The following is a 22160-nucleotide window of genomic DNA, read 5'->3' as shown; positions in this document are numbered from 1 at the left end:
GTTCCTGATGGTTCTCCTCGCTGCAACTCAACGGGTTCTAACTGTAAGAGATCTAATGGTTTCTGGCTTGGCGATCGAAGACTGGAGCTAACCATACCGGATTGCCTGTAGGTTGATCGAAAAGCCCAACGCCAAGGCTGGATCGATAACCTCCGTACAGGCAAACCACCCTCCGCCATTTTCACCAAAGACATACTTGAACAACTACGAAACGATTAAATTGAGAAGCGATCGCCAAGTCGCTAACTGTGCGGTATCCCCACAAAAAGTAGATATATGCAACCCACTCTACCGATTCAAATCTCTCAAACGAAGATCGCTGAATTCTGCCGACGGCACCATATCCGCAAACTCTCCCTTTTTGGCTCCGTTCTGCGAGATGATTTTAGCCCCGACAGCGATATTGATGTCTTAGTTGAATTTATATCGGGCAAAACACCCAGCTTCGCCATTGTCACCATGCAGCGAGAACTCTCGCACCTGCTCGGCGATCGCAGGATTGATTTGCGAACCCCGCAAGAACTCAGCCGCTACATTCGTGATCGCGTTCTCAGTGAAGCCCTCGTACCATATGTCCAAGATTGATGATCTAACTCAATTACGCCATATGCGAGATGCTGCAACCGAAGCCATTCCCATCAAACACGAATATCTCCAGGGAGAACTGGTGGCGATAGCAGGAGCCAGCAAAGCCCATGTCATCATTACAGGCAACCTCTCCGCCCTCCTCGTCAACCATCTACGCGGCACAGGCTGTCTTCCCTACACTTCCGATATGAAAGTGCGCCCGCCATCAACCTCTTTTACTATCCCGATTTGGCAGTCACCTGCGACGATGCGTTGGCGAAACCTCTCGAAGAGAATCGGCGTTCCGACGAAGACTTCATTCTGTATCCCAAACTCATTATTGAAGTCCTCTCCGACGCCACAGAAGCCTTTGATCGCGGCGATAAGTTCGCTGATTACAAGTCAATCTCAGCATTTACTGAATACGTTCTGATCTACCAAAAGCAAATTCTGGTCGAGCAGTTTCAGCGTCAAGCCGATAATTTGTGGATGCCCCAGGTTTATCGAGCCGGAGACACGATCGCATTCGCCAGCATTGGCTATGCTTGCGCGATCGAAACCCTCTATGAAAACGTTACTCAGCTTCGATAGGGACTGGTACCCATTTGCACAGCTATCGCACTCTTTACAAAGAGTCGTATTTTACGATTAAATCTTAAACTGAAGACTTAAAGCAAGCCAAGCAGTGGACTTTAGTTTCTGTGAAGTCTGGTTGAGCCCTTCGAGAATGGTTATAGATTTGCAATGCCACGTTGGAAGGCAGTTACGACGGCTTGAGTGCGATCGCTCACGCCCAGTTTTTGCAAAATATTCGTGATGTGAAACTTGACGGTTCCTTCTGTGATGCTGAGCAATAAACTAATCGCTTGAGTGTTTTTGCCTTGGGCTAACAGCTTCAGTACATCAGTTTCGCGATCGCTGAGTTGCGGACCGCTCATGCGCTCAACCAATTTTGCACCCACAAGTGTCGGAATGTACTTCTGTCCAGCGTGTACGACTCGAATTGCCTCTAATAGCTCACTGCGATCGGCATCTTTGAGGAGGTAGCCTTTGGCTCCCGTTTGCAGTCCGCGATAGATGTCTTCGTCACCGTCGTAGGTGGTGAGAACGATAATGCGAGCAGTGGGGTCGTCTTTGAGAATGGTGGTGATGGCTTCTACGCCACTCAGTTCTGGCATCCGTAAGTCCATCAGCGTCACATCAGGATGCAGCGCCTGGAATTGCGCGATCGCTTCGACACCTGTTTTCGCTTCGCCAATTGGTTCCAGACCGGGTTCAGAGTGCAGCATGGTGGTTAAGCCCGTTCGCACCACCGGATGGTCATCAACAACTAGAACGCGGATATTGGAATCTAACGTCATCGCAGTGGATTAAGTGAGTGGAATTTGAATCAGGATAGAAGTTCCCCGTCCAGACTGACTATGGAGGGTAAATTGCCCACCGAGTCGATCGCAGCGCTGCTGCATTCCCAGCAAACCAAACCCTCCGTGATCGTGGGCTAACTGCGGGTCGAATCCGACACCATCATCCTTAATATGAAGTGAGATGGCATCTACCCTAAAGCCTATTTCCATGCGTAGAGTTTGCGCCTGCGCATAACGCAATGTATTTGTGATGGCTTCTTGTCCAATGCGTAACAAATTCATACCCATGTCAGGCGGCACAAGCTGAGGGGTGCCTGTGACCACAAAATCGGTTTGCAAAGCGGTGTGTAGCGTCAGTTGAGCGAACGATCGCTGCAACACCCCCACTAAATCTCGGTACTCCTCTGCGTCAGGGTGCAGCGACCAAACTAACCGACGGGATTCAGCCAGCCCAGACCGCGCCAGAGTTTTGACTTGCTCAATGATGTCCCAGGCGATCGCGGCCTCTTGAGTCGCATAGTACTGTGCGTTGTTGAGTTGCAGCGTAATGCCGGTAAAGGTTTGCGCCAGCGTATCGTGAATCTCTCGCGCCAAGCGATTTTGCTCTTCGACGATCGCCACTTGTTTCGCCTCTTCCGCCAGTCGAGTCAGTTGCAGAGCTAATACGACCTGCTGCGACAGGGCCGTCACCAGACGCAAGGCTTCAGGAGAGTAAGTATGACGTTGCAGGTGACAGATTACCAACGCACCCAGAAAGTCGTGACCAAACCGGAGTGGAGCTAATAGCAGAGTTTGTACTCCATCGCGCATGACTGACAGATCCCGAAAGATGGCTGCGTCTGGATGGTTTGGCCAATCCAAGTAGACAAACGGTTGTTGATACTCCTTTAGCTTCTGTGCCATGCTAGTCAAGACAGACAACGGAATGGGAGGCGGGTTAAACGGAACTAGCGGTTCGGGTGCAAGCTGAACATTCCAGTAGCTTGAGTGCAGCGTTGTCGTCGTGCGTTCGGCATTGTCTAACCAGATATCCGCAACTACAGCCTGAAGCTGCTCGACGATCGTGGCGAGAACTTGCCCCAAGAATTTGTCGAGTTCAGGTTCGGTAGCAAGAAACGCCAGGGTCTGCTGGAGTGCCCGCTGCTGCCCTTGAGCAATTAATTCAGTCTCTTTGCGTGGGCTGATGTCTTGCACAATCGACATCAGGTAAGCTGGGTTGCAACCCGCATCGCGCACGAGTGAGGTGGTCAGGCTGACCCAGAGCCGGGAGCCATCTTTGCGACGGTAGGACCTCTCGGTTTGGTAACCAGGCAGTTCGCCATTGCTCAAGCGCTGTAGCAGAGCACGATCGTCCGCCAAGGTGTCGGTGAGGTCAGCAACGGTGAGCGTGAGCAGTTCGGCTTCTGTATAGCCCACCATGTCGCAGAAGTACTGGTTCATGTGCAGCCAGCGACCCTCTAAATCCATCATCGTCATGCCGATCGCAGCTTGCTCAAAGGCACGGCGGCAACATTCGCTTTCACCCAAAGCGGTTTCCGTCTGTTGCCGCAGCAAGAGTTCAGTTTGTAGTTCATCGTTGAGTGCTGCCAACTCTGCGGTATCATCTTGCATGGCCGTGGCTTGCAATGCCAACGCTCGTTGCTGTAAAGCAGCCACTTCAGCCTGTAGCACTGCGTTCTCCTGTTCTAGTTGAACTATCTGTTCCTGTAGTTGCTGCAACTCCTCTGGCTGCATTTGCATTTTGCCCTCTTGCCCCTATTTTGCTCATGGAGAAGTGAATGGAATTTGAATCAGGATGGCAGTGCCTTGTCCCGGTTGACTGCAAAGGGTGAACCGCCCACCCAGACGATCACAGCGTTGTTGCATACCCAGTAAGCCAAAGCCGACACGATCGTGTATCGATGGCAGATCAAAGCCCATCCCGTCGTCCCGAATGTAAAGCGCGATCGCATCGGTCTTGAAGCTGAGTTCAATCTGTAGCGTTTGCGCCTGAGCATGACGCAGCGTATTCATGATGGCTTCCTGCCCAATGCGTAACAGGTTCATGCCAATGTCGGGGGGCACGGGTTGAGGCATTCCTACAATTGCTAGATTGGCTTGCAGAGGCGTGTGCAGGGTGAGTTGAGTCAGCGATCGCTGGAGCGAACCAGCTAAATCCCGGTACTCATCCGCATCGGGATGCAGCGACCAGACTAACCGACGAGACTCGGTTAGCCCAGACCGCGCCAGAGTTTTGACTTGCTCAATGATGTCCCAGGCGATCGCGGCCTCTTGAGTCGCATAGTACTGTGCGTTGTTGAGTTGCAGCGTAATGCCGGTAAAGGTTTGCGCCAGCGTATCGTGAATCTCTCGTGCTAAGCGATTTTGTTCTTCGACGATCGCCACTTGTTTTGCCTCTTCCGCTAAGCGAGTTAGTTGAGTGGCTAACACGATCTGTTGCGTCAGGGCTGTCACCAGACGCACGGCTTCAGGGGAATAGTCATGGCTTTCCATGTGACTGATCGCCAGCGAACCCATATGATGATTGCCAAACACAAGCGGCACCGTCAGCAATGTTTGCACACCCTCGCGCACGGCTGAACAAGCCCGAAAGATCTCCATATCCGGATGGTTGGGCAAATCTGGGTAGACAAACGGTTGCTTGTGCTTCGTCATCGCTTCCCGCGCCACATTACCTTGAAGGGCGGCCAACGGAATCGGAGTCGGGTTAAAGGGCGTGAGCGGTTCAGGCGCAAGCTGAACGTTCCGGTGGGTTACGTGAAGCGCTATCGTAGATTGCTCGTTATTTTGCAACCAGATATCGGCAACCGGAGCCTGAAGTTGCGCTGCGATCGTAATCAGAACTTGTTCCACAAATTTGTCGAGTTCTGGTTCAGTGGCAAGAAACGCAAGCGTCTGCTGGAGTGCCTGTTGCTGTTCTTGAGCAATCAATTCGGCTTCTTTACGTGGGCTAATGTCTTGCACAATGGCAATCAGGTAAGCCGGGTTTCCAACCTCATCACAAACGAGAGAAACGGTCAGGCAAGCCCACAGCAAGGAGCCGTCTTTGCAAATGTAGCGCTTTTCGGTCTGGTAGGTTGGCAGTTCGCCGCTACCTAAGCGCTGCAACAAGGCACGATCGCTCTCCAGCGTGTCGGGGTGGGTAATGTTGGCAAAGGTGAGCGCGAGCAGTTCGCCCTCTGTATAGCCCACCATGCTGCAAAAGTGCTGGTTGATGTGCAGCCAGTGACCCTCTAAATCGGCAATGGTCATGCCGATCGCAGCTTGTTCAAAGGCGCGGCGACAACATTCGCTTTCGCTCAGAGCCGCTTCAGTCTGTTGCCGTAGCAGACGTTCAGCTTGCATCGCTGTGTGATGGGCGGTCACTTTGCCAACATAGCTGTGCGCGGCTTGGGCCTGCAGCATTGTTTCTTGTTGACGCAAAGCCGCTACTTCAGCTTGCAAAGCGGTGTTTTGCTGCCTTAGGCGTACCACACGTGCTTGTAATTGCTGCCCTTCGTTCTGTTGCTTTTGCATCGCGATCGCCTACCCTATCCTGCTTCATCCTTGGCTCTAACCCTGAAGCAATCTTTGACCGTACTAATGCTCCTCGGCATCAGATTTTACAACGTATTTTCTCTAGTATTCCTTTAGGCAGAGATCGCTTAAGTTGCAGCTTAACAGGACAAACATAGCAATCCAACGTTCGGCAATCAGCAAAACTAAAAGCGTAGCTTGAAGCCTAGACTTCAGTTGCATCCGAAGCCCTGTAGGAGCCTTGATTATGGCTTTCCAACTTCCGCCTCTGCCCTACGCTTACGATGCCCTAGAACCCTATATGTCTCAGAAAACATTAGAGTTCCATCACGATCGCCACCATGCCACCTATGTTTCCAGGCTCAACACGCTGGTTAAAGGGACTAAATTTGAGAACCAATCGTTAGAAGAGGTCATCCTGGCGATCGACAGCGATTCCAGTCAGGACACAAATCAGGCAGCGATCGTTAACAATGCGGCTCAGGTGTGGAATCACACCTTCTTCTGGAACTGCATGAAACCGGGGGGCGGTGGTCAGCCAGGTGAAATTTTGGCTGAGAAATTCAACCATAGCTTTGGCAGTTTTGATCAGTTCGTGGCTGAGTTCAAAAGTGCCGGAGTCTTTCAGTTTGGTAGCGGCTACGTCTGGTTAGTGCTCGATCAGAACCAACTCAAAGTCGTTAAAACGGGTAATGCGGCAAATCCAATGGTTTATCAACAAATTCCACTGTTGACTTGCGATGTCTGGGAACACGCTTACTACCTGGATTTTCAGAATCGTCGTCCTGATTTTATTCAAGCGTTTTTAGATTATTTAGTGAATTGGGAGTTTGTCACGCAACGATTGCAAATGCATCAATTAGCACGAGTTTAAGTAGCAGGACAAAGTGCTGAGGACTGAGCATGAAACCATTTCAACTATCCATTTCATCCGGTTCTAATCCGCTGCAAACATACTTCTCAAACATTCTCTTAGCGCATTGATTAATCGAATTGGATGGTGCTTGAATGTCACATTGTATGAAGCCAAATGCCCTTTGCTTTTCAGAATTAAACGACGAAGTGAATCATTCAAATCAACAAACTGTCATTTTGGGTGGTGGCTTCACAGGCTTGTTCTCGGCGCTTTACCTCAGCCACCACAACTATTCGGGTCGCATTCTGATGATTGATCGATCGGAACGGTTTGTTTTTAAACCGTTGCTGTATGAGTTTCTCAACGGTCAGATGGAAAGCAATCAGGTCTGCCCCCGCTATCAACAACTTCTGCATGGCACCGATATTACTTTTCTGCAAGACACGGTGCAGCATATCGATTTGACCGAGCGGAAGGTAGAACTAGGCTCTGGATTGCACTATACCTATCGCCATCTGGTGCTGGCATTGGGCGGTACAGTTGGCTACTTTGGCACACCGGGAGCCGCTGAATACGCCTTCACGTTTTGCAGTGGAGCGGATGCTTTAGCGATTCGGCAGCACACGATTCAGTGCTTTCAACGCGCCAGCCAGGTTGAAGACCCACAACTGCGTCGCAAGCTGGTGACGATCGCTGTGCTTGGTGCGGGTCCGACTGGGGTTGAACTCGCCGCTACCCTGGCAGATAGTGCCCCTGGCTTCTATGCCCGATTTGGCGGCGATCATCGTGAAGTTCGGATTGTGTTGATTAACCGCAGCCCGGATATTTTGTCGGGTGATGTCAACGATCGTCTGCGTGACACCGCCCGGACTGCGTTACAGGAGCGGGTGATTCCGGTGGAGTTGGTGTTAGGAGCAACGGTGACAGCGGTGCATCCCGATCGCATTGACTATATTCAGGACGGTCAGCCTGCGGTGTTAGAGGCAGCCACAATTGTCTGGACAGCCGGAACAGCAGTGCATCCATTGATCAAAAATCTGTCGATTCCAGAGACCGATCGGGATCAACACGGTCGTCCATTTGTCACCCCGACGCTGCACCTACTCAACTATCCAGAGGTGTTTGCAGGCGGTGATTGTGTGACGCAGTCGCCACCCGAACCTGCCTTAGCGCAAGTGGCGTATCAACAGGGAAAGACGATTGCCCAAAACCTGATTGCCTTTTCCAAGGGTGAACCATTGCAAGCCAGTCAGGTATCCTTGCGCGGCACTTTGTTGAAACTGGGTATGGAAGAGGGGGCAGCGGATGTATTTAACCGACACAAAGTCACGGGCAAGCTGGGCTACGCCATTCGGCAATTGACCTACCTGGAGATGCTGCCCTTGCCTGCCCACAACTTGAAAGTAACAGCGGAATGGCTGGAGGATGGCATTTTTCAGCGCGCCCAACACAAGATTTGAACTTCATTCTCTGTCGTAGTAGCCCAAATACATGCATGTGAATTCATTGCAAAATACCTATCGCGATCGTCATTTTTGTTGTCTTAACCGACTCAATGTGGCAGTCAGGTCAGCCTCAATCTCGCTCAACTGCTGGATTTTTTCAGCAATGTCTATCAGTTTTTGCTCAATCAGCGCAATCAATTCCGACTGCGGTAGCGTTCCCTCCTGCCAGACATCCAGCCACGGCTTGATCTCGTTCAAGGTAAAGCCCAACACTTTACCTCGATTAATCCACTTCAAGCGATCGACGGTTTCCTCCCCAAACTCCTTGTAAATCCGGCTTCCCGCCTGCCGCTCCTGGGCAGTAATTAGCCCCAGCTTTTCGTAAAAGCGGATTGTGTCTTTCGATAGCCCGGTTTCCTTCGCTAATTCTCCCATCAGCATGATTTATCAGCCCATTTTGCATAGACCCCTTGACTGCGGAGTATAGTCCGCAGTTTAGCGTAATGACTGTAGCGCTCGACCCACAACTTTCGACACAAGGAGATCGGCCATGACCGACAATTTACAATTCCAGCCCATCGATTCCCAATTTCTGCTCAACCCGTATCCCTGGCTAGCGCAAATGCGGCAAGAAGCGCCTGCTTTCTATGATGAAGCGCAACAAGCCTGGATGGTGTTTCGTTATGACGATGTGAAACACGTCTTGAGCGAATGGAAAACCTTTTCATCTAAACCGCCTCAAGCTCCCGATCGCAAAGATTTTACTCAAGCTTTACCCTTTACCGACCCCCCGAAACATCAGTCACTGCGAGCGATCGTCCAGAAGGTCTTTACGCCCAATCGAGTCGAAGCGCTGGCACCTCGGATTACTGAATTGACTCACGAACTGCTGGATCAAATGAAATCACAAAACCAGATTGATTTGATCAAAGCGTTCTCTTCACCGCTGCCGATCGTCGTGATTGGCGAAATTCTCGGTGTCCCCCTGGACGATCGAGAAAACTTCAAGCACTGGTCAGATGGGATCTTAGCCAGCGATTCAACCGCGAGCCAGACCATGTCCGACTATTTCCGAACCTTGCTTCAGGAGCGGCAATCTCATCCTGGGCAAGATTTGATCAGCGATTTAACGGCGGCATATGAGCAGGGCGAAAAGTTGACTGGACAGGAAGTGGTCGATTTTTGCGTCCTGCTGCTGACGGCAGGGAATGAAACCACCACAAACTTGATTGCCAATACCATCTGGTGTCTGCATGAAAATCCTGACCAAAACGAACGATTACGGAACGATTTGTCGCTCTTACCTGGTGCCATTGAAGAAGTTCTGCGGTACTCTTCTCCGATCGCCTTTTTGAACCGATTTACGCAAGTTGAAACCCACATTGCCGACCAGACCATTCCTGCAGGGCAAACAGTACACCCCTGGCTAGCAGGTGCCAATCGAGATGAACGTCAGTTTGAAAATGCCGATCGCTTCATCATCGATCGCACCCCCAATGAACATATTGCCTTTGGTAATGGCATTCATTTTTGCCTGGGTGCACCGTTATCGAGGTTGGAAGCCAAGATTGGACTCAAAGCGCTGCTGGAGGAATTTCCCAACCTCTGCGTTGACTCAACCCAGCCTTTGAAACCCATTCCCAACATCAGAGTGCATGGACTGGAAAGCTTGAGTGTTTTGCTATAGAAAGCGCAGCACCCTACTCATTTGTAGGTGCATCAGGATAAGCCAGAAGTGTAGGACTTACGCAAACCTCGGAGGTTTTCACGAAGAATCAAGCAAGCGACCAACAGAGTGGCTTAAACCTCGGAGGTTTTGGTCAAAATGTTGAACGCAACGTTGATCAACCTGCGCTGAATGGACAAAAGAATCTTGTGTCACTAAATCATTTGAATCACTCAAGTCCTATGACTCAACTAGAAACGGACTCCCCTGTAACGGACGATCGCCCCGTAGAAGAACTAGATCAATCCCATCAATCGGCAGATAGAAAACCATCAAACGCAGACTCTACGCCTGATCCATCGTCTCCAGAAAAGCGCAAAAGACAGCGTTGGTTTTTTTTGATTGGAATCATTGTCTTGCTCATCGGCGGTGTCTTTGGTTGGCGCTGGTGGCAGCATCAGCGCACCCATCCGAGTACGGATAATGCCCAAATTAAGGGACATCCTTCCCCGGTTGCCGCCAAAATTAATGCCACAGTGCAGCAGGTGCTGGTACGAGATGGGGATTATGTGGAAGCGGGGCAAACATTGGTGATCTTAGAAGACCACGATTTGACGCTGAAAGCCAGGCAGGCAGAAGCCAATCTAGCCAGTGCTCAGGCTCAGTTGAAAAGCGCTAAGGATACGGTTCCCTACACGAGTCAAACCAATCAGGCTCAGGTGCGGCAGTCTCAGTCCCAGGTCGCCGCCGATGAAGCCGCCGTTACAGCGGCTCAAGCCACTGTGGTGCAGGCTCAAGCCACCGTTAAAACCAACCAGGCAAAAGTTGACCAGGCGCAGGCGACGTTGACGGATAACCAGACCACCTTTCAGCGATATGAAGCTGTGTACAAGGAAGGGGGAATCTCGGCGCAACAGCTCGATTCCTATCGCACTAACGTTAAAACCGCCCAAGCTAATGTAGCGGCTGCTCGTCAAACCGTCGAGCAATCGGTTGCGGATGTGGGGAATGCTCAAGCCCAACTGCAAAAGGCGATCGCCCAAGCCGAAGCCACCAAAGCACAGCTTGTCCAAAACCAGGTTGGTGGCCAGCAGGTGGGGATTAAACAGGATGATCAGCAACAGTATCAGGCGCAGGTGAAGCAGCAAACAGCGAACCTAGCCCTAGCTCGCCAACAGATTAAATATCTGCTGATCAAAGCGCCAGTCAGCGGCTATGTGGGGAATTTAACGGCTCAAGTCGGGCAGCGGGTTCAGGCGGAACAACCCATGCTGTCGCTAGTGCCTCTGTATTTAGACCGCATCTATGTGGATGCCAACTTTAAGGAAACGGCGATTCGCAATTTCCGCATTGGTCAACCCACTGAGGTCAGGGTCGATGCCTATCCAGGACAGGTGTTTCGAGCCACCATTGCTGGCATCAGTCCGGCAACCGGAGCCACCTACGCTTTACTGCCGCCGGACAACGCCACCGGAAACTACAACAAAGTGGTGCAGTGGGTGCCCATTCGGCTAACGTTTCAACCCGATACCGATCCCCAGCACAAGCTGCGAGCCGGACTTAGCGTCACCGTAACGGTTGATACGAGTGGGAAGTAGGGGAACTAACATTATGGCTTCATCCTCTCACTCCGCCACTCCTGCTAGACGCAATGGCAAGCGCCGTTCTCGCGTTGATGCGATGGGGTACGTCCAGGGTCCGCTGAAATGGGCGATCGTCGCGGCTGCCTCCCTGGGTGCGTTGCTAGAAGTGATCGATACCAGTATCGTGAACGTGGCGCTGAACGATATGCAGGCGAGTTTGTCCGCAACCGTCAGTGAAATTGGCTGGGTTGTCTCCGGCTACGCGATCGCGAATGTGATTCTGATTCCGCTATCAGCCTGGTTGGGCGAACGGTTTGGCACGAAAAACTACTTCATCTTTTCGCTAATTGGCTTTACGATCTCGTCGGTGGTGTGCGGTCTCTCTGTCAATTTAGCGATGATGATCGTCGCCCGCATTGTGCAGGGGCTTTGTGGCGGAGGGCTGCTGGCTAAGGCGCAGGCGATTCTCTTTACCACCTTTCCGCCTGCCGAACAGGGGATGGCGCAAGCCGTTTTTGGACTGGGGGTGATTGTCGGTCCGGCGATCGGTCCAACGCTCGGCGGTTTTCTGGTCGATGGTCCAGGCTGGCGCTGGATCTTTTTCGTTAACCTGCCCGTGGGCATTCTGGCAACCTTGATTTCCTGGTTTGCCTTGCCCAACGATTCGGATCACCCCACTAACGCGACCAGCCAGACGACAAAAGTGGACTGGTGGGGGATTGTGTTTTTAATCGTTGCCGTGGGTTCGCTGCAAACCTTCCTGGAGGAAGGACAACAAGATGACTGGTTTGATTCCAGTTTCATCACCACACTGGCGATCGCCAGTGTGATCGGGTTTGTCCTGTTTATCGGACGAGAGCTATCGATCCGGCATCCCGCTGTGGATCTGAGGGTGTTGCGGCATCGATCGCTGGCAGCAGGCAGTATTTTTTCCGGCATTCTGGGGCTGGGGCTGTATGGCACGACCTTTGTTATCCCCATTTTCGCTCAGGGTGTATTGCAGTTTACCGCCACCCAAACCGGGTTGCTGCTGGCTCCTAGTGCAATGGCATCGGCGATCGCCATGCTGCTAATGAGCCGCCTAACCGGGAAAGTCGATGCTCGCCTGCTAATTGGCATCGGTGCAGTAGGCATCTCTTTTTCTATGTTTCAGCTCGCCAACATCACACCGCAGAGTGGCGAAGATGATTTATTTTATCCGCTGATCTGGCGCGGGGTGTTCACCATCTTCATGTATCTGCCGCTCAATCTGGCTGCGCTTTCGTCTCTACCCAAGCCAGAGATCGCCGCCGGATCAGGCTTCTTTAACCTCACCCGGCAATTGGGTGGCAGTATTGCGATCGCTGCCCTGACCACCCTGCTCGATGACCGTGAGGCTTTTCATCGCGCCTTGCTGCTAGCGGATCTTACGCCCTATAACATTGAAACGACGCAACGCTTGAACACGCTGGCATCAGCCGTGCAAAGTCGCGGCACAGATGCCGTCACTGCCAAGCAGCAAGCCCTCGCGATTCTAAGTCAAACCGTCGATTTGCAAGCATCTGTCTTAGCCTATGCCGATCTGTTTCGCGTGGTCGGCGTGGTGTTTCTCTGCTCGTTACCATTACTGCTGCTGCTAGATAAAGGCGACCCAAGCGCTGATGTGCCAATGGAACATTAAGGTGCTGCCCCTGCTTGACTGACAAAACAGGGGTTAGGCTGAGGTGAAAGCTAGGAATACGAAATGGCGGGTGGCTCGCGTCGTAAGCAAAGCCGCCGTACCAGCAGTCCTGCCACTCCTTTAATGACAAATGGTGTACCGATCGCTTCGACAAACGGTGCCACCAACGGCTCCAACAATGGCCCGTCCGCTACAACGGTCAGCTAAAAGACTTCAGCCTGGTGTTCTGAAACAGAAATGAGGCAACAGGCTTGAGCGCTACTCAGTCCTCAGCACTCAGTCCACTGCAAAGCGGCAGCAAGCTACAGCGCTCAGCACTCTTGCAACCGACGTTGCAGAACTTTTGATGCGCTGTACTAGTTATCATCGCTCATAGAGGGGTTGCGCGATTGCACGATCGCCGCCTTGTCAACCATTGTCATCATGGCGGGCATATCAGGACCCACGCGATTAGCAAGCCCCAGTTCTGCCACAATGCTGGGAAAGGTTTTGCCTTCAGTCATCCGAAACCCAATTTCCTCTACTTCTGCCCAGGTCAGGTCACTCTCAACGTAGGCTTTTGCCATCAAGTAGAGCAATTCCGCCGATTGGTTGCCTTCAGCAGCCGTCATCATCGTATGGGGCACTTTATAGGAGCGATCGAAGCAGTGGTACCAACATTTAGGCTGGAACTGGAGCGCATCAGCAAAAAAGGCTTTGTGATCGTTGGTATCAACCGAATCATCAATTTCGGTCGAGAACATAAACATGGGTGCGGCGGGTGTGGTGCGGGCTTGTTTCATGAGTTGACCGCCCATATCCATAAATAGTCGTAATGCTGGCACCTGAAAACTGGTGTAGCCGATCGCCTGATCAGCATTGCCGCCCCAGGAGTAGTAAGAGTTCGACAGTTTGATAAACAACTTGTCAATAATAATGTCGCCACTCAGGTAAGGGGCAAAGATCAGGGCGCGATCGATCAACTCACGATGATTGAGCGCTACCCACGCCGCTAAGGTACCACCACCTGATAGACCACCAATGACCACCTGTTGCCCCAATGCCTGTGCCTTCTGAATCCATTGCAGCACAAACGCTTGATATACCTTCGGATCAGTGGGCAAGGGGGTTGGGTTATCACGCGTCCATTTGCCTGCTTTGCCGTGCCCTGGCATCAGCGGGATGAGCACATTGTATCCCCGCTGAAACAGAGCTTTACCCAACGGTAAAAATTGATCTGGGTAAGCGGTGAACCCATGAAAAAATAGACAGACCTTTTGTGTCGGCGTGTCGTGAAAGAGAAACTTGGAGCGGCAAGACTCGTTGCGGAGCGGCAGTGCATCCTCACGAAGTTTTGCTTCAGCCACGATCGCGGTTGTCAGGTCAGCGTAGTTTGGCATATGTGTGCAGGCTGAATGATAAGGGCTAGAGGATAAATTCTAATCAAGAATAAACGTTGCTTCATCTTAAGCCACACGAAGCGCGTCTCAACCAACCGCAGCTTTTGTGGAATGTGTCTTTGGTTATCTTGAACCAAACCCCGAAGGTTTAAGCCATCGTATTAGTCACGATGCTTGATTGACTAACAAATCTTTTGCATCACTGTCCAAGCTGCCCACCTGCGGGAAGCAAGCTACACCTTAGCCCTCTCCCGCAGAAAAGGGAACTAACTCTGGATTAGCTCTCTTCTCCGACCGGGGGAAGGGTTGGGGATGAGGGCAACGATGTTTTGTCAGTTAACCAGGTCACGATGCTTAATCCTTCAAAACCTTCAAGGTTTACGTAAGTTGCCCGGTGCTCCCTTTTCCCCTTCATCTTTCATCCCTCATCCTTCATCCCATAAACTCTGAAGCCACGATCATCGAGCCAATCCCCGCGTCGGTAAAGATTTCTAGCAGCACCGCATGGGGAATGCGTCCGTCGATGATGTGAGCAGCACGCACGCCCTGAGCGAGCGATCGCACACAGCACGTCACTTTCGGAATCATGCCCCCGGAGACGATGCCATCATCAATGAGCTTCCGCGCTTCCTGAATATCGACCTTGGGAATGAGCGTAGCCATATCTTTATAGTCGCGCAGAATGCCCGCTGTATCAGTTAGCAGAATCAGCTTTTCGGCACCCAAGGCAGCGGCAATCTCTCCTGCGACTGTGTCAGCATTAATATTGTAGGTCTGTCCTGTTTCATCGGCTGCCACGCTCGAAACCACGGGAATATGCCCGTCTTTAACCAGTGATTCGAGAATGCGGGTATCAACGCTAGTGACTTCACCCACAAAGCCGACATCTACAGCATCCACAGGGCGGGCTTTAATCAAGTTGGCATCCATGCCGCATAGGCCAACCGCCGAGCCACCCGCCTGATTGATCAGCGCCACCAACTCTTTGTTCACCCGGCCAACCAGCACCATCTCCACTACATCCATCGTGGCGGCATCTGTAACGCGCAATCCGTTCTTAAACTGTGGTTCAATCCCCAACTTGTCGAGCCACGTGTTGATTTCTGGGCCACCGCCATGTACGACGATCGGACGCAGCCCCACGCACGCCATGAAGACGACATCACGAATCACTTTGTCTTTCAAGCTGCCGTCTTTCATCGCAGCCCCACCGTACTTGACCACTACCGTTCTGCCAGCAAACTGCTGAATGTACGGCAGTGCTTCACTTAAAACGCGAACTCTGGTGGCTTCCGCTTTGCGGATATATTCACTCTCGTTAGTCATGGCAGCAGCATCGAAACAAATCATATGCAGTGTAAAGGAGCTTGCCACTTTCGGCTATGTCAATTGCAACAATCTGGAGGATCAGATTGAGGGCTTAGGGGATAGGGAACAGGGGGCAGAGAGGAGGTAGGAAGCAGAAAACAGAAGGTTTGCTGTGGTTTACCAGATTGAGAACCGCTGTAATAACTATCTCAGCAGTCATTGCTGATAGCTGACCGCTGATAGCTCAAGTCAGAGCCGCGATCGCTACAATAGAGAGTATTCTCTTTGCTGATGTAAACCTTTTGACCTATGACCGTATCACCAGACCCAGCGAATCTGCCTTCGGATGATCAAGCAACGCTAGGCAAACGCGTCCGCAACTTTATCATTGTGTTGGTGGCGATCGTTTTAGCCTCATCGGTGTTTCTAGGGCTGAAAACGGAGACAGGGTCGGGGTTGCTATCTACAATGGCAGAAGAGGCCGTACCGCTAGAGATCGCGCTGAGTAACGGCAAACCTTCGCTCGTGGAGTTTTACGCAAACTGGTGTACAAGCTGTCAAACAATGGCACCGGATGTTGAAGCACTGAAGCAGCAGTATGGCGATCGGGTGAACTTTGTCATGCTGAATGTAGATAACAGCAAGTGGTTGCCCGAAGTGCTGTCTTACCGGGTGAATGGCATTCCCCATTTCGTGTTTTTGGGTCAAGACGGGTCGGCGATCGCGCAGGCGATCGGTGAACAACCCCACTCGGTGATGGAAGCAAACCTTGTTGCCCTCACCTCTGGTGAATCGCTCCCTTACGCTCAAGCTAGTGGGCAGACTTCCGCGTTTTCTGCGCCTGTATCAACCCCCGCTAGCACCAGCAGCGATCCTCGTAGTCATGGTAGTCAGGTTGTGGATCAAGGCGCGTAGCGATCAACGGATGCCGATTTTGTTTTGAGGGACGTTACATGTAACGTCCCTACCTACAGCCATTGACGAACCAGTTTCGCCAGTTGCTCAGCACTGTGCGGTACAGCTAGACTTGCCGCCTGTTGCGCCATCTGTTTTAGCTCGTCAGAGGGGTGGCGGTGCGGACCTTTGCTCCCAAGCAGGCGTAAAACCTCAGCCTGCAAAACCTCTGGTGTGAGGTCAGCTTGTTGAAACAGCGTTGCGGCTCCTGCCTGGGAAAACACGGTGGCATTGTACGTTTGATGATCTTCTGCTGCGAAGGGATAGGGAATCAGAATCGACGGTGTATGGGTCATCGCCAATTCTGTTAGTGTACCAGCGCCCGATCGGCTAATTGCCAGATCGGCCCGTTGCAACAAGCCCGCCATGTGGTCATAGAACGGTAAAACAATGTACTGAGGATGCTGTAGCGTTTTGGCATCAGGGTCATTCTCCCCCGTCAAATGCACGATCCAAATGCCCATATCAAACCAGGCAGGTGCACACTGCCGCACCAATCGATTGACGCCTACCGCGCCCTGACTACCGCCCACTACGACGATGAGGGGGGCTTCTGCTGGGATCTCCAGGTCAGGTAAGGCAACGGGCACTGTTGCCTGGAACTGCGATCGCACAGGCGTGCCGGTACAGACCGTTTTTGTGCGAGGAAGATAGGCTGCTGCGGCCTCAAAGCCAAGGGCGACAGCGCTACACCACGGCCCCAAAAAGCGCGTCACTTTTCCTGGTAGCGCGTTGGATTCATGCAAAATGACTGGCAGGCCCAGTGATCGTGCCGCTAGCACCGCCGGAGCTGCAATATAGCCTCCGGTCGTAAACACGCCCTGGAAGCGACCGACTTGTAATAACCGTCGCACCTGCCAGATCGAGGCGATGAGCTTGAAGGCAACGCGCAGGCTGTCTAAACCCCGTTTTTGAAACCCCTCAGCGGTAACGGTATGGAGTGGATAGCGATCGGGGACCAACTGCGTCTCCAGTCGATCGGGAACACCCAACCACTCAATCCGATAATCTGCCTGGCCCTCGGAAAGCTGCTCAGCCACCGCGATCGCGGGGAAAACGTGCCCACCTGTACCACTTGCCGCAAGCAGTAACCGCTTTGGAGAAGTTTCTGCTACTACAGCGTTGGCGTTTGCTGTCAGAGTAGAATCAGGAGAATCGTTCACAATCGTCTCAACCATACGGCATTCGTTATTGGCATCTCAGCAGCCGACCCATCGGGCCATCCTCTTGTGGTTCACTTACCACCCTCTATGGGATACATAAGTTTGGATGTTAAGTCTGAGATGTTAAGTTTGGGATGCTAAGTTGCAGATTGTACTTCAAATCGCTGTTGTCCACTCATCCAATTGCTATTCCTATGCCTAAGCGTTTGCACTTCTTACCTGCTCTGCCTCAACTCGCTTCATGCCATCTCCAGGCAAGGCAGGGGCGTTGGCAGGCGTTTCTAGTGGCGCTTGGTTTAGCAATGACGGTTAGTAGCGCCCTACAGGCTAATCGCGTGAATGCAGAGCCACCTGAAACAGCGCCCGCTCCTCTGAAAGAGACGTTAGCCGCGATCGACAAAGCCGCTAGTAATCATAACGTTCAGTCTGTTCTAGCGTTCTACAGCCCTAACTTTACGCACTCAGACGGCTTAACGCGTCAAACGCTAGAGCAAGCCCTGACTCAACTTTGGAAACGCTATCCAAATTTGACCTACCAGACTGAACTCAAAAACTGGAAAGCCGAAGGCGGTGGGTTTACAGCAGAAACGGTTACCCATGTCACAGGAACACAAAAGGTCGGCGATCGCGAACTGAAGATTGACTCTACCTTACAGGCACAGCAACAGTTTGAAAATCAAAAGATTGTGCGGCAGAATATACTCGCTGAACGCAGCCAAATCACGTCTGGCACTAATCCCCCCAACGTGAAGTTAACCCTACCAGAACAGGTGACAACTGGGCAAGAATTTAGCTTTGATGCCGTTGTACAGGAACCACTGGGGAACGACTTGCTGCTGGGAACAGCGCTTGAAGAACCCGTCAAAGCGGATGGCTTTGTTAACCCGACCACACTTGACTTAGAACTGTTATCTGCTGGCGGCATTTTCAAAGTCGGTCGCGCTCCACTCACGGCTGACAATCGCTGGATCTCAGCCGTTTTAGTACGACACGACGGCATGACTATGATTACGCAACGGTTGAGGATTGTAAATCGTGCAAAAGCGGCAAAGTAATCAGTCGTGATCTGTAGGGACGTTACATGTAACGTCCCTACAAAGATAAATCACAGGTCTGGAATATAACCCTAAGCATGCCACTTAACAGAACAGCCTACTGGCTCTGTTGAGGTTGGTCGAATGGGAGCATTGATCAAAATTTGGGCGATCGCGTCTCGCAGATACGTCATCCGCACAGTGCCCGGATCGTTTGGGCTATCGTCTACCGAGCCGCTATAGCAGAGCACCCCGTTCTGGTTCAGCAGGAAGATGTGAGGTGTTTTCTCAGCGCCAAAGCTCTGGGCAACTTCTTGTGTCACATCCCGCAGGTAGGGAAAGTTAAGTTGATGTTCGGCAGCAAAGCGTTTCATGTTCTCAAAGCTGTCATCAGGATAGCGATCAGCGTCGTTAGCATTGATGCCAATCAGCGTTACTCCTTGGTCGTGAAAATCCGTCTGGATCTGCTTCAGGCGATCGAGATGCCGATGCACGTATGGACAGTGATTGCACATAAACACAACCGCTACCGCACGAAACCGCTCTAAATACCGTGCTAGATGATGCACAGTGCCATCAATCCCTGGAATCTCAAAGTCGGGGGCGTAATTACCAATCACGGTACTCATTTTTTCCATGAACCTGAATCCTGGTAGAGCGGGAGAGGGAAGTTGTTGGTTGTAAAGCCTTCGGCATGGCTTCGCTAAGGTTGTTAGTTGTTAGTTAGGAGAAAAAGGCTAAAGGATGAAGGCTAAAAGGTTTGTGCTGAATCTTCTCTGCGCCTCTGCGTCTCTGCGGTTTTTTGCCCTTTACCTTTTGCCTTTTACCTTCTACTCCCACCCTTGCGCGATCGCCTGATATCCCACTAGTTTATAGACCAATTTCGCTGCCGTAAACTCCGACACCACAGAATCGTTAATAGGAGCGAGTTCCATGACATCACAGCCGATGACCTGATGGTTGGCAAAGATGCGCTGGATGAAGGTGAGCAAGCTATACCAGTTTAAGCCGCCAGGTTCGGGAGTGCCGACTCCGGGGATCAGCGTGGGGTCGATGCCGTCAAGGTCGATCGTGATGAAAACCTTTTTGGTTTTGATGCTGGCTACAGCGCGATCGATCCAGTCTGGCTGCACCACAATCTCTCGTGCGCGGAAAACGGCAAGCTGTTTCTCTTTGATCAGCTCGGCTTCTTCTTTGCAAATGCTGCGAATGCCCACCTGCACGGTTGGCAACCCCATATCCACGATGCGCCGCATGACACACGCATGGTTGTGGATGGAACCTTCGTATTCGTGACGCAAATCGCCGTGAGCATCGACCTGTACCACCGTAAATGACTCGCCTGGATTTGCCTGCCGATATCCCTCCACAATCCCGGTCGTGATGCTGTGTTCGCCACCCAACGAGATCACGAATTTGCCGTCTGAAGCCAGCTTATAAATGGTCTCCTGCGTGACACGAAGCATCTCTTCAGACGAGACTTTTTGCCCATTGCGGGTATCGGCGATCGCCTCTTCTGTATAAATCCCCACGTCCCACAGTTCGCGATCGAGTTCCTCATCGTAATACTCGACCTGCTGTGACGCATCCAGAATGGCATCAGGCCCATGCTCACAGCCCCGACGATAGGTGGTCGTCGCCTCGTAAGGAATGGGCAGGATCACAACCTTTGCATTGTTGTAAGTCGCCGCGACATCAGAACCCAGAAACGGCAGCGAAGAAGACGTTTGCACCAGCATGGCAGACCCGATAAGCAACACCTGATCCTGACATATTCTTTGAGCGATCGGCTACTGTCAACCAAACGATGCAAAGGATGGTTCGCTGCGCCATCGATCGAAGAGAGGAAATGATTGAACCAGGCTAGAATCAGGAAATGACATTCCCTACCCCGTTACTTGACGAAAAGCTGGCTCAACAGCGGCAGAAATCGGAGCACGATCGCCAGCAGCTTCTGCAAATGGCATTGATTTGGTTGCAGCACCACGCGATTGATTTTGGGATCGAGCAGGGGTATTTGTTTGGTTCCATCACTCAGACTGGTCGCTTTTCCCGTCAATCAGATCTTGACCTGGCGGTTGAAAGTTTGCAGCATGGAGATCCCTTTGGTCTTGGCAGCTATCTTTCTCTGCACGTCGATCGAGAGGTTGATGTGGTGCCCTTAGATCAATGTCACTTTGCCGCTAAAATCCGCCAAACTGGGATTGTATGGAACGGGATCAAATCGTCGGATTAGCCGCCGAGCTAACAGCCCAACTGCGCCTCATTGAGCGAGTTTATCAACGATTGGACGATCGCCTCTCTCTGGGGTTAGATACGCCTGCTTAACTGGATAGCATTGCTTATCAAATCCACAATCTATACTGCGCTACAGCTTGATTACTCAACAACGAGTATCAGCGCTTCAATTGCCAGATCCTCGGCTGCTTGTAGCTAGTGCAGTGAGTCAAGCAAGAAGCAGTTCTTGTCTTCACTCGTAATGTGCGATCGCAACAAAACACTTAACCGCCAGGTGCTAACGGTTTGATTTAGCTTGCTCAATGTGGTGTAACGTTTCAGTTGCAAGATAGCTCTCACCACAATGAGGGCAGGTTAGAACAGGACGTTGATCAACACCCAGTAACCTACCAAGCTGAGTAGGACGGCAATCCAAAGGTAAAGCGGTTTCATAGCTGACGGTGCTCAGATGAAGCGTGATGGTTATCTTTAGCACGTTAGAAACAGCGACCACGATCGTCATCTCCTAAAAGACAGGGGCATCTTCACTTGGTGAGGCGCTATGGCAGTTTGGGCTGATTAATTCCACGATCGCCCTTCTCCCCGATTACTTGACGGACTATTACATATAGTGTTTGATATGGGAGAAATTTGTTAAAGCACGCTAGATTCTGGGTACTTCAAATTCAACCAAACGCTGATACCGATTCACCGCTACTGGGTCACGCTTTATGGTTTCACAGATCGAAACCCCCTCGCTAGATGTCAATCATCAACTCACCCATCGGGTAGAGGGGTTGGTACAGGTCTTTACCTGTTCGCATCGCAGCTTTTTCACGAACGTCATGGCGCAGGCGCTACGCATTGCGGGGCAGGGAACACCTGTGCTGGTGGTGCAGTTCCTGAAAGGCGGCATTGGGCAAGGTTATGAACATCCCGTGCAGTTGGGGCAAAATCTGGATTGGATTCGCTGCAACTTGCCGCGCTGCATTGATACACCTCATTTAGATGAGGAAGAGACGCAATCTTTGCTGGAACTCTGGGAGTATACACGCGCGATCGTCCTGGAAGGCAAATACGAGCTTGTAGTACTGGATGAACTCAGCCTGGCAGTCAACTTTGGGCTAATTGCCGATACAGAAGTGCTGTCCTTCCTGAAGCAGCGCCCACGTCATGTCGATGTTATTCTCACTGGCCCCGAAATGCCGCGATCGCTCCTGGATGTCGCAGACCAAATTACCGAACTTCGCAGGAGCCACCAACCTTGAAGTCGGCAATTTTCTGGTGTTAGGAGATAGTCCGCGATCGCTTGGATGTACAAACCAATCGCTACTCAACTAGTGGTTCGTCAGTTTTGATTTTGTGCTTTGGGTTTAGTGAAGGTTGTTATTTTGTAAGTGAGAAACTCACAAAATAAGTCTCGACAGACCACTAGCTCACTCTGTGAA

21 protein-coding genes and 1 pseudogene are annotated in these 22160 nt (G+C 51.6%); 12 read left to right on the top strand and 10 right to left on the bottom strand.

The genetic code is table 11. The annotated features are described in order from the left end of the window. Positions 1-276: 276 nt before the first annotated feature. Together AC5JLP_RS26230 and AC5JLP_RS26225 are read left to right on the top strand one after the other, a co-directional pair. A complete protein-coding gene (locus AC5JLP_RS26230; protein ID WP_496070786.1) occupies positions 277-585 on the top strand; it encodes a nucleotidyltransferase family protein in 309 nt (102 codons plus the stop codon). Beyond that, positions 572-1158: pseudogene (locus AC5JLP_RS26225) on the top strand (Uma2 family endonuclease). The gene AC5JLP_RS26230 and the pseudogene AC5JLP_RS26225 overlap by 14 nt, the downstream one beginning before the upstream one ends. A 140-nt stretch (positions 1159-1298) precedes the next feature. On the opposite strand, the gene AC5JLP_RS26220 reads toward AC5JLP_RS26225, so the two are convergent. From AC5JLP_RS26220 to AC5JLP_RS26210, 3 genes are read right to left on the bottom strand one after another with little or no spacing between them, the layout of a single operon-like run. Beyond that, complete coding sequence (locus tag AC5JLP_RS26220; protein ID WP_496070785.1) at positions 1299-1928, bottom strand: response regulator; 630 nt, start codon at positions 1926-1928, stop codon at positions 1299-1301. Between the two features lie 9 nt (positions 1929-1937). After that, a complete protein-coding gene (locus AC5JLP_RS26215) occupies positions 1938-3671 on the bottom strand; it encodes a GAF domain-containing sensor histidine kinase (RefSeq protein ID WP_496070784.1) in 1734 nt (577 codons plus the stop codon). Positions 3672-3695: 24 nt separating this feature from the next. Then, positions 3696-5447, bottom strand: a complete 1752-nt coding sequence (locus AC5JLP_RS26210) for a PAS domain S-box protein (protein WP_496070783.1) — start codon at positions 5445-5447, stop codon at positions 3696-3698. 247 nt (positions 5448-5694) lie between these two features. Between AC5JLP_RS26210 and AC5JLP_RS26205 the strand changes: the two genes are divergently transcribed. Both AC5JLP_RS26205 and AC5JLP_RS26200 read left to right on the top strand, forming a co-directional pair. Further along, complete coding sequence (locus AC5JLP_RS26205) at positions 5695-6321, top strand: superoxide dismutase (protein ID WP_496070782.1); 627 nt, start codon at positions 5695-5697, stop codon at positions 6319-6321. Positions 6322-6509: 188 nt separating this feature from the next. Beyond that, complete coding sequence (locus tag AC5JLP_RS26200) at positions 6510-7763, top strand: NAD(P)/FAD-dependent oxidoreductase (RefSeq protein WP_496070781.1); 1254 nt, start codon at positions 6510-6512, stop codon at positions 7761-7763. A gap of 69 nt (positions 7764-7832) precedes the next feature. Here the strand turns inward: AC5JLP_RS26200 and AC5JLP_RS26195 are convergent, their stop codons facing one another. Beyond that, a complete protein-coding gene (locus AC5JLP_RS26195; protein ID WP_496070780.1) occupies positions 7833-8189 on the bottom strand; it encodes a MerR family DNA-binding protein in 357 nt (118 codons plus the stop codon). Between the two features lie 109 nt (positions 8190-8298). Between AC5JLP_RS26195 and AC5JLP_RS26190 the strand changes: the two genes are divergently transcribed. The 4 genes from AC5JLP_RS26190 (at position 8299) to AC5JLP_RS26175 (ending at position 12864) form a co-directional block, all read left to right on the top strand. After that, positions 8299-9435 carry a cytochrome P450 gene (locus AC5JLP_RS26190; protein ID WP_496070779.1) on the top strand — a complete coding sequence of 379 codons (1137 nt, stop codon included), beginning with the start codon at positions 8299-8301 and terminating at the stop codon, positions 9433-9435. Positions 9436-9656: 221 nt separating this feature from the next. Then, a complete protein-coding gene (locus tag AC5JLP_RS26185) occupies positions 9657-11012 on the top strand; it encodes an HlyD family secretion protein (RefSeq protein ID WP_496070778.1) in 1356 nt (451 codons plus the stop codon). Between the two features lie 13 nt (positions 11013-11025). After that, a complete protein-coding gene (locus AC5JLP_RS26180) occupies positions 11026-12657 on the top strand; it encodes a DHA2 family efflux MFS transporter permease subunit (RefSeq protein ID WP_496070777.1) in 1632 nt (543 codons plus the stop codon). Positions 12658-12720: 63 nt separating this feature from the next. Continuing rightward, positions 12721-12864, top strand: a complete 144-nt coding sequence (locus tag AC5JLP_RS26175) for a hypothetical protein (protein WP_496070776.1) — start codon at positions 12721-12723, stop codon at positions 12862-12864. Between the two features lie 149 nt (positions 12865-13013). On the opposite strand, the gene AC5JLP_RS26170 is transcribed toward AC5JLP_RS26175, so the two are convergent. Beyond that, the gene (locus tag AC5JLP_RS26170; RefSeq protein WP_496070775.1) at positions 13014-14036 is read right to left on the bottom strand and encodes an alpha/beta hydrolase; all 1023 of its coding nucleotides are present in this window, start codon (positions 14034-14036) and stop codon (positions 13014-13016) included. A 432-nt stretch (positions 14037-14468) separates the two neighbouring features. Then, on the bottom strand, positions 14469-15362 hold the full coding sequence (gene argB / locus AC5JLP_RS26165; protein ID WP_496070774.1) for an acetylglutamate kinase: 894 nt from the start codon (positions 15360-15362) through the stop codon (positions 14469-14471). A 291-nt stretch (positions 15363-15653) separates the two neighbouring features. Between argB and AC5JLP_RS26160 the strand changes: the two genes are divergently transcribed. Further along, the gene (locus AC5JLP_RS26160; protein WP_496070773.1) at positions 15654-16259 is read left to right on the top strand and encodes a thioredoxin family protein; all 606 of its coding nucleotides are present in this window, start codon (positions 15654-15656) and stop codon (positions 16257-16259) included. A gap of 53 nt (positions 16260-16312) precedes the next feature. Here the strand turns inward: AC5JLP_RS26160 and murG are convergent, their stop codons facing one another. Then, the gene (gene murG / locus AC5JLP_RS26155) at positions 16313-17476 is read right to left on the bottom strand and encodes an undecaprenyldiphospho-muramoylpentapeptide beta-N-acetylglucosaminyltransferase (RefSeq protein ID WP_496070772.1); all 1164 of its coding nucleotides are present in this window, start codon (positions 17474-17476) and stop codon (positions 16313-16315) included. 179 nt (positions 17477-17655) lie between these two features. On the opposite strand from murG, the gene AC5JLP_RS26150 reads away from it, so the two are divergent. After that, a complete protein-coding gene (locus tag AC5JLP_RS26150; protein ID WP_496070771.1) occupies positions 17656-18516 on the top strand; it encodes a DUF8623 domain-containing protein in 861 nt (286 codons plus the stop codon). Positions 18517-18587: 71 nt separating this feature from the next. Here the strand turns inward: AC5JLP_RS26150 and AC5JLP_RS26145 are convergent, their stop codons facing one another. Together AC5JLP_RS26145 and speB are read right to left on the bottom strand one after the other, a co-directional pair. Beyond that, positions 18588-19133, bottom strand: coding sequence for a thioredoxin family protein (locus tag AC5JLP_RS26145; RefSeq protein WP_496070770.1), 546 nt, complete (start codon positions 19131-19133; stop codon positions 18588-18590). A gap of 192 nt (positions 19134-19325) precedes the next feature. Next, positions 19326-20252, bottom strand: coding sequence for an agmatinase (gene speB, locus AC5JLP_RS26140; RefSeq protein ID WP_496070769.1), 927 nt, complete (start codon positions 20250-20252; stop codon positions 19326-19328). Between the two features lie 119 nt (positions 20253-20371). Here speB and AC5JLP_RS26135 point away from each other — a divergent pair, with 119 nt between their 5' ends. After that, positions 20372-20731, top strand: coding sequence for a nucleotidyltransferase family protein (locus AC5JLP_RS26135; RefSeq protein WP_496070768.1), 360 nt, complete (start codon positions 20372-20374; stop codon positions 20729-20731). Positions 20732-20928: 197 nt separating this feature from the next. Here AC5JLP_RS26135 and AC5JLP_RS26130 read toward each other — a convergent pair whose 3' ends face one another. Next, on the bottom strand, positions 20929-21060 hold the full coding sequence (locus AC5JLP_RS26130; protein ID WP_496070767.1) for a hypothetical protein: 132 nt from the start codon (positions 21058-21060) through the stop codon (positions 20929-20931). A 383-nt stretch (positions 21061-21443) separates the two neighbouring features. Here AC5JLP_RS26130 and AC5JLP_RS26125 point away from each other — a divergent pair, with 383 nt between their 5' ends. Continuing rightward, on the top strand, positions 21444-21980 hold the full coding sequence (locus tag AC5JLP_RS26125) for a P-loop NTPase family protein (protein ID WP_496070766.1): 537 nt from the start codon (positions 21444-21446) through the stop codon (positions 21978-21980). Positions 21981-22160: the final 180 nt, after the last annotated feature.

The organism is Stenomitos rutilans (genome assembly GCF_059505485.1).
Note: the sequence above shows the minus strand (reverse complement) of the source record. Positions and strands in the feature narration are given on the sequence as shown.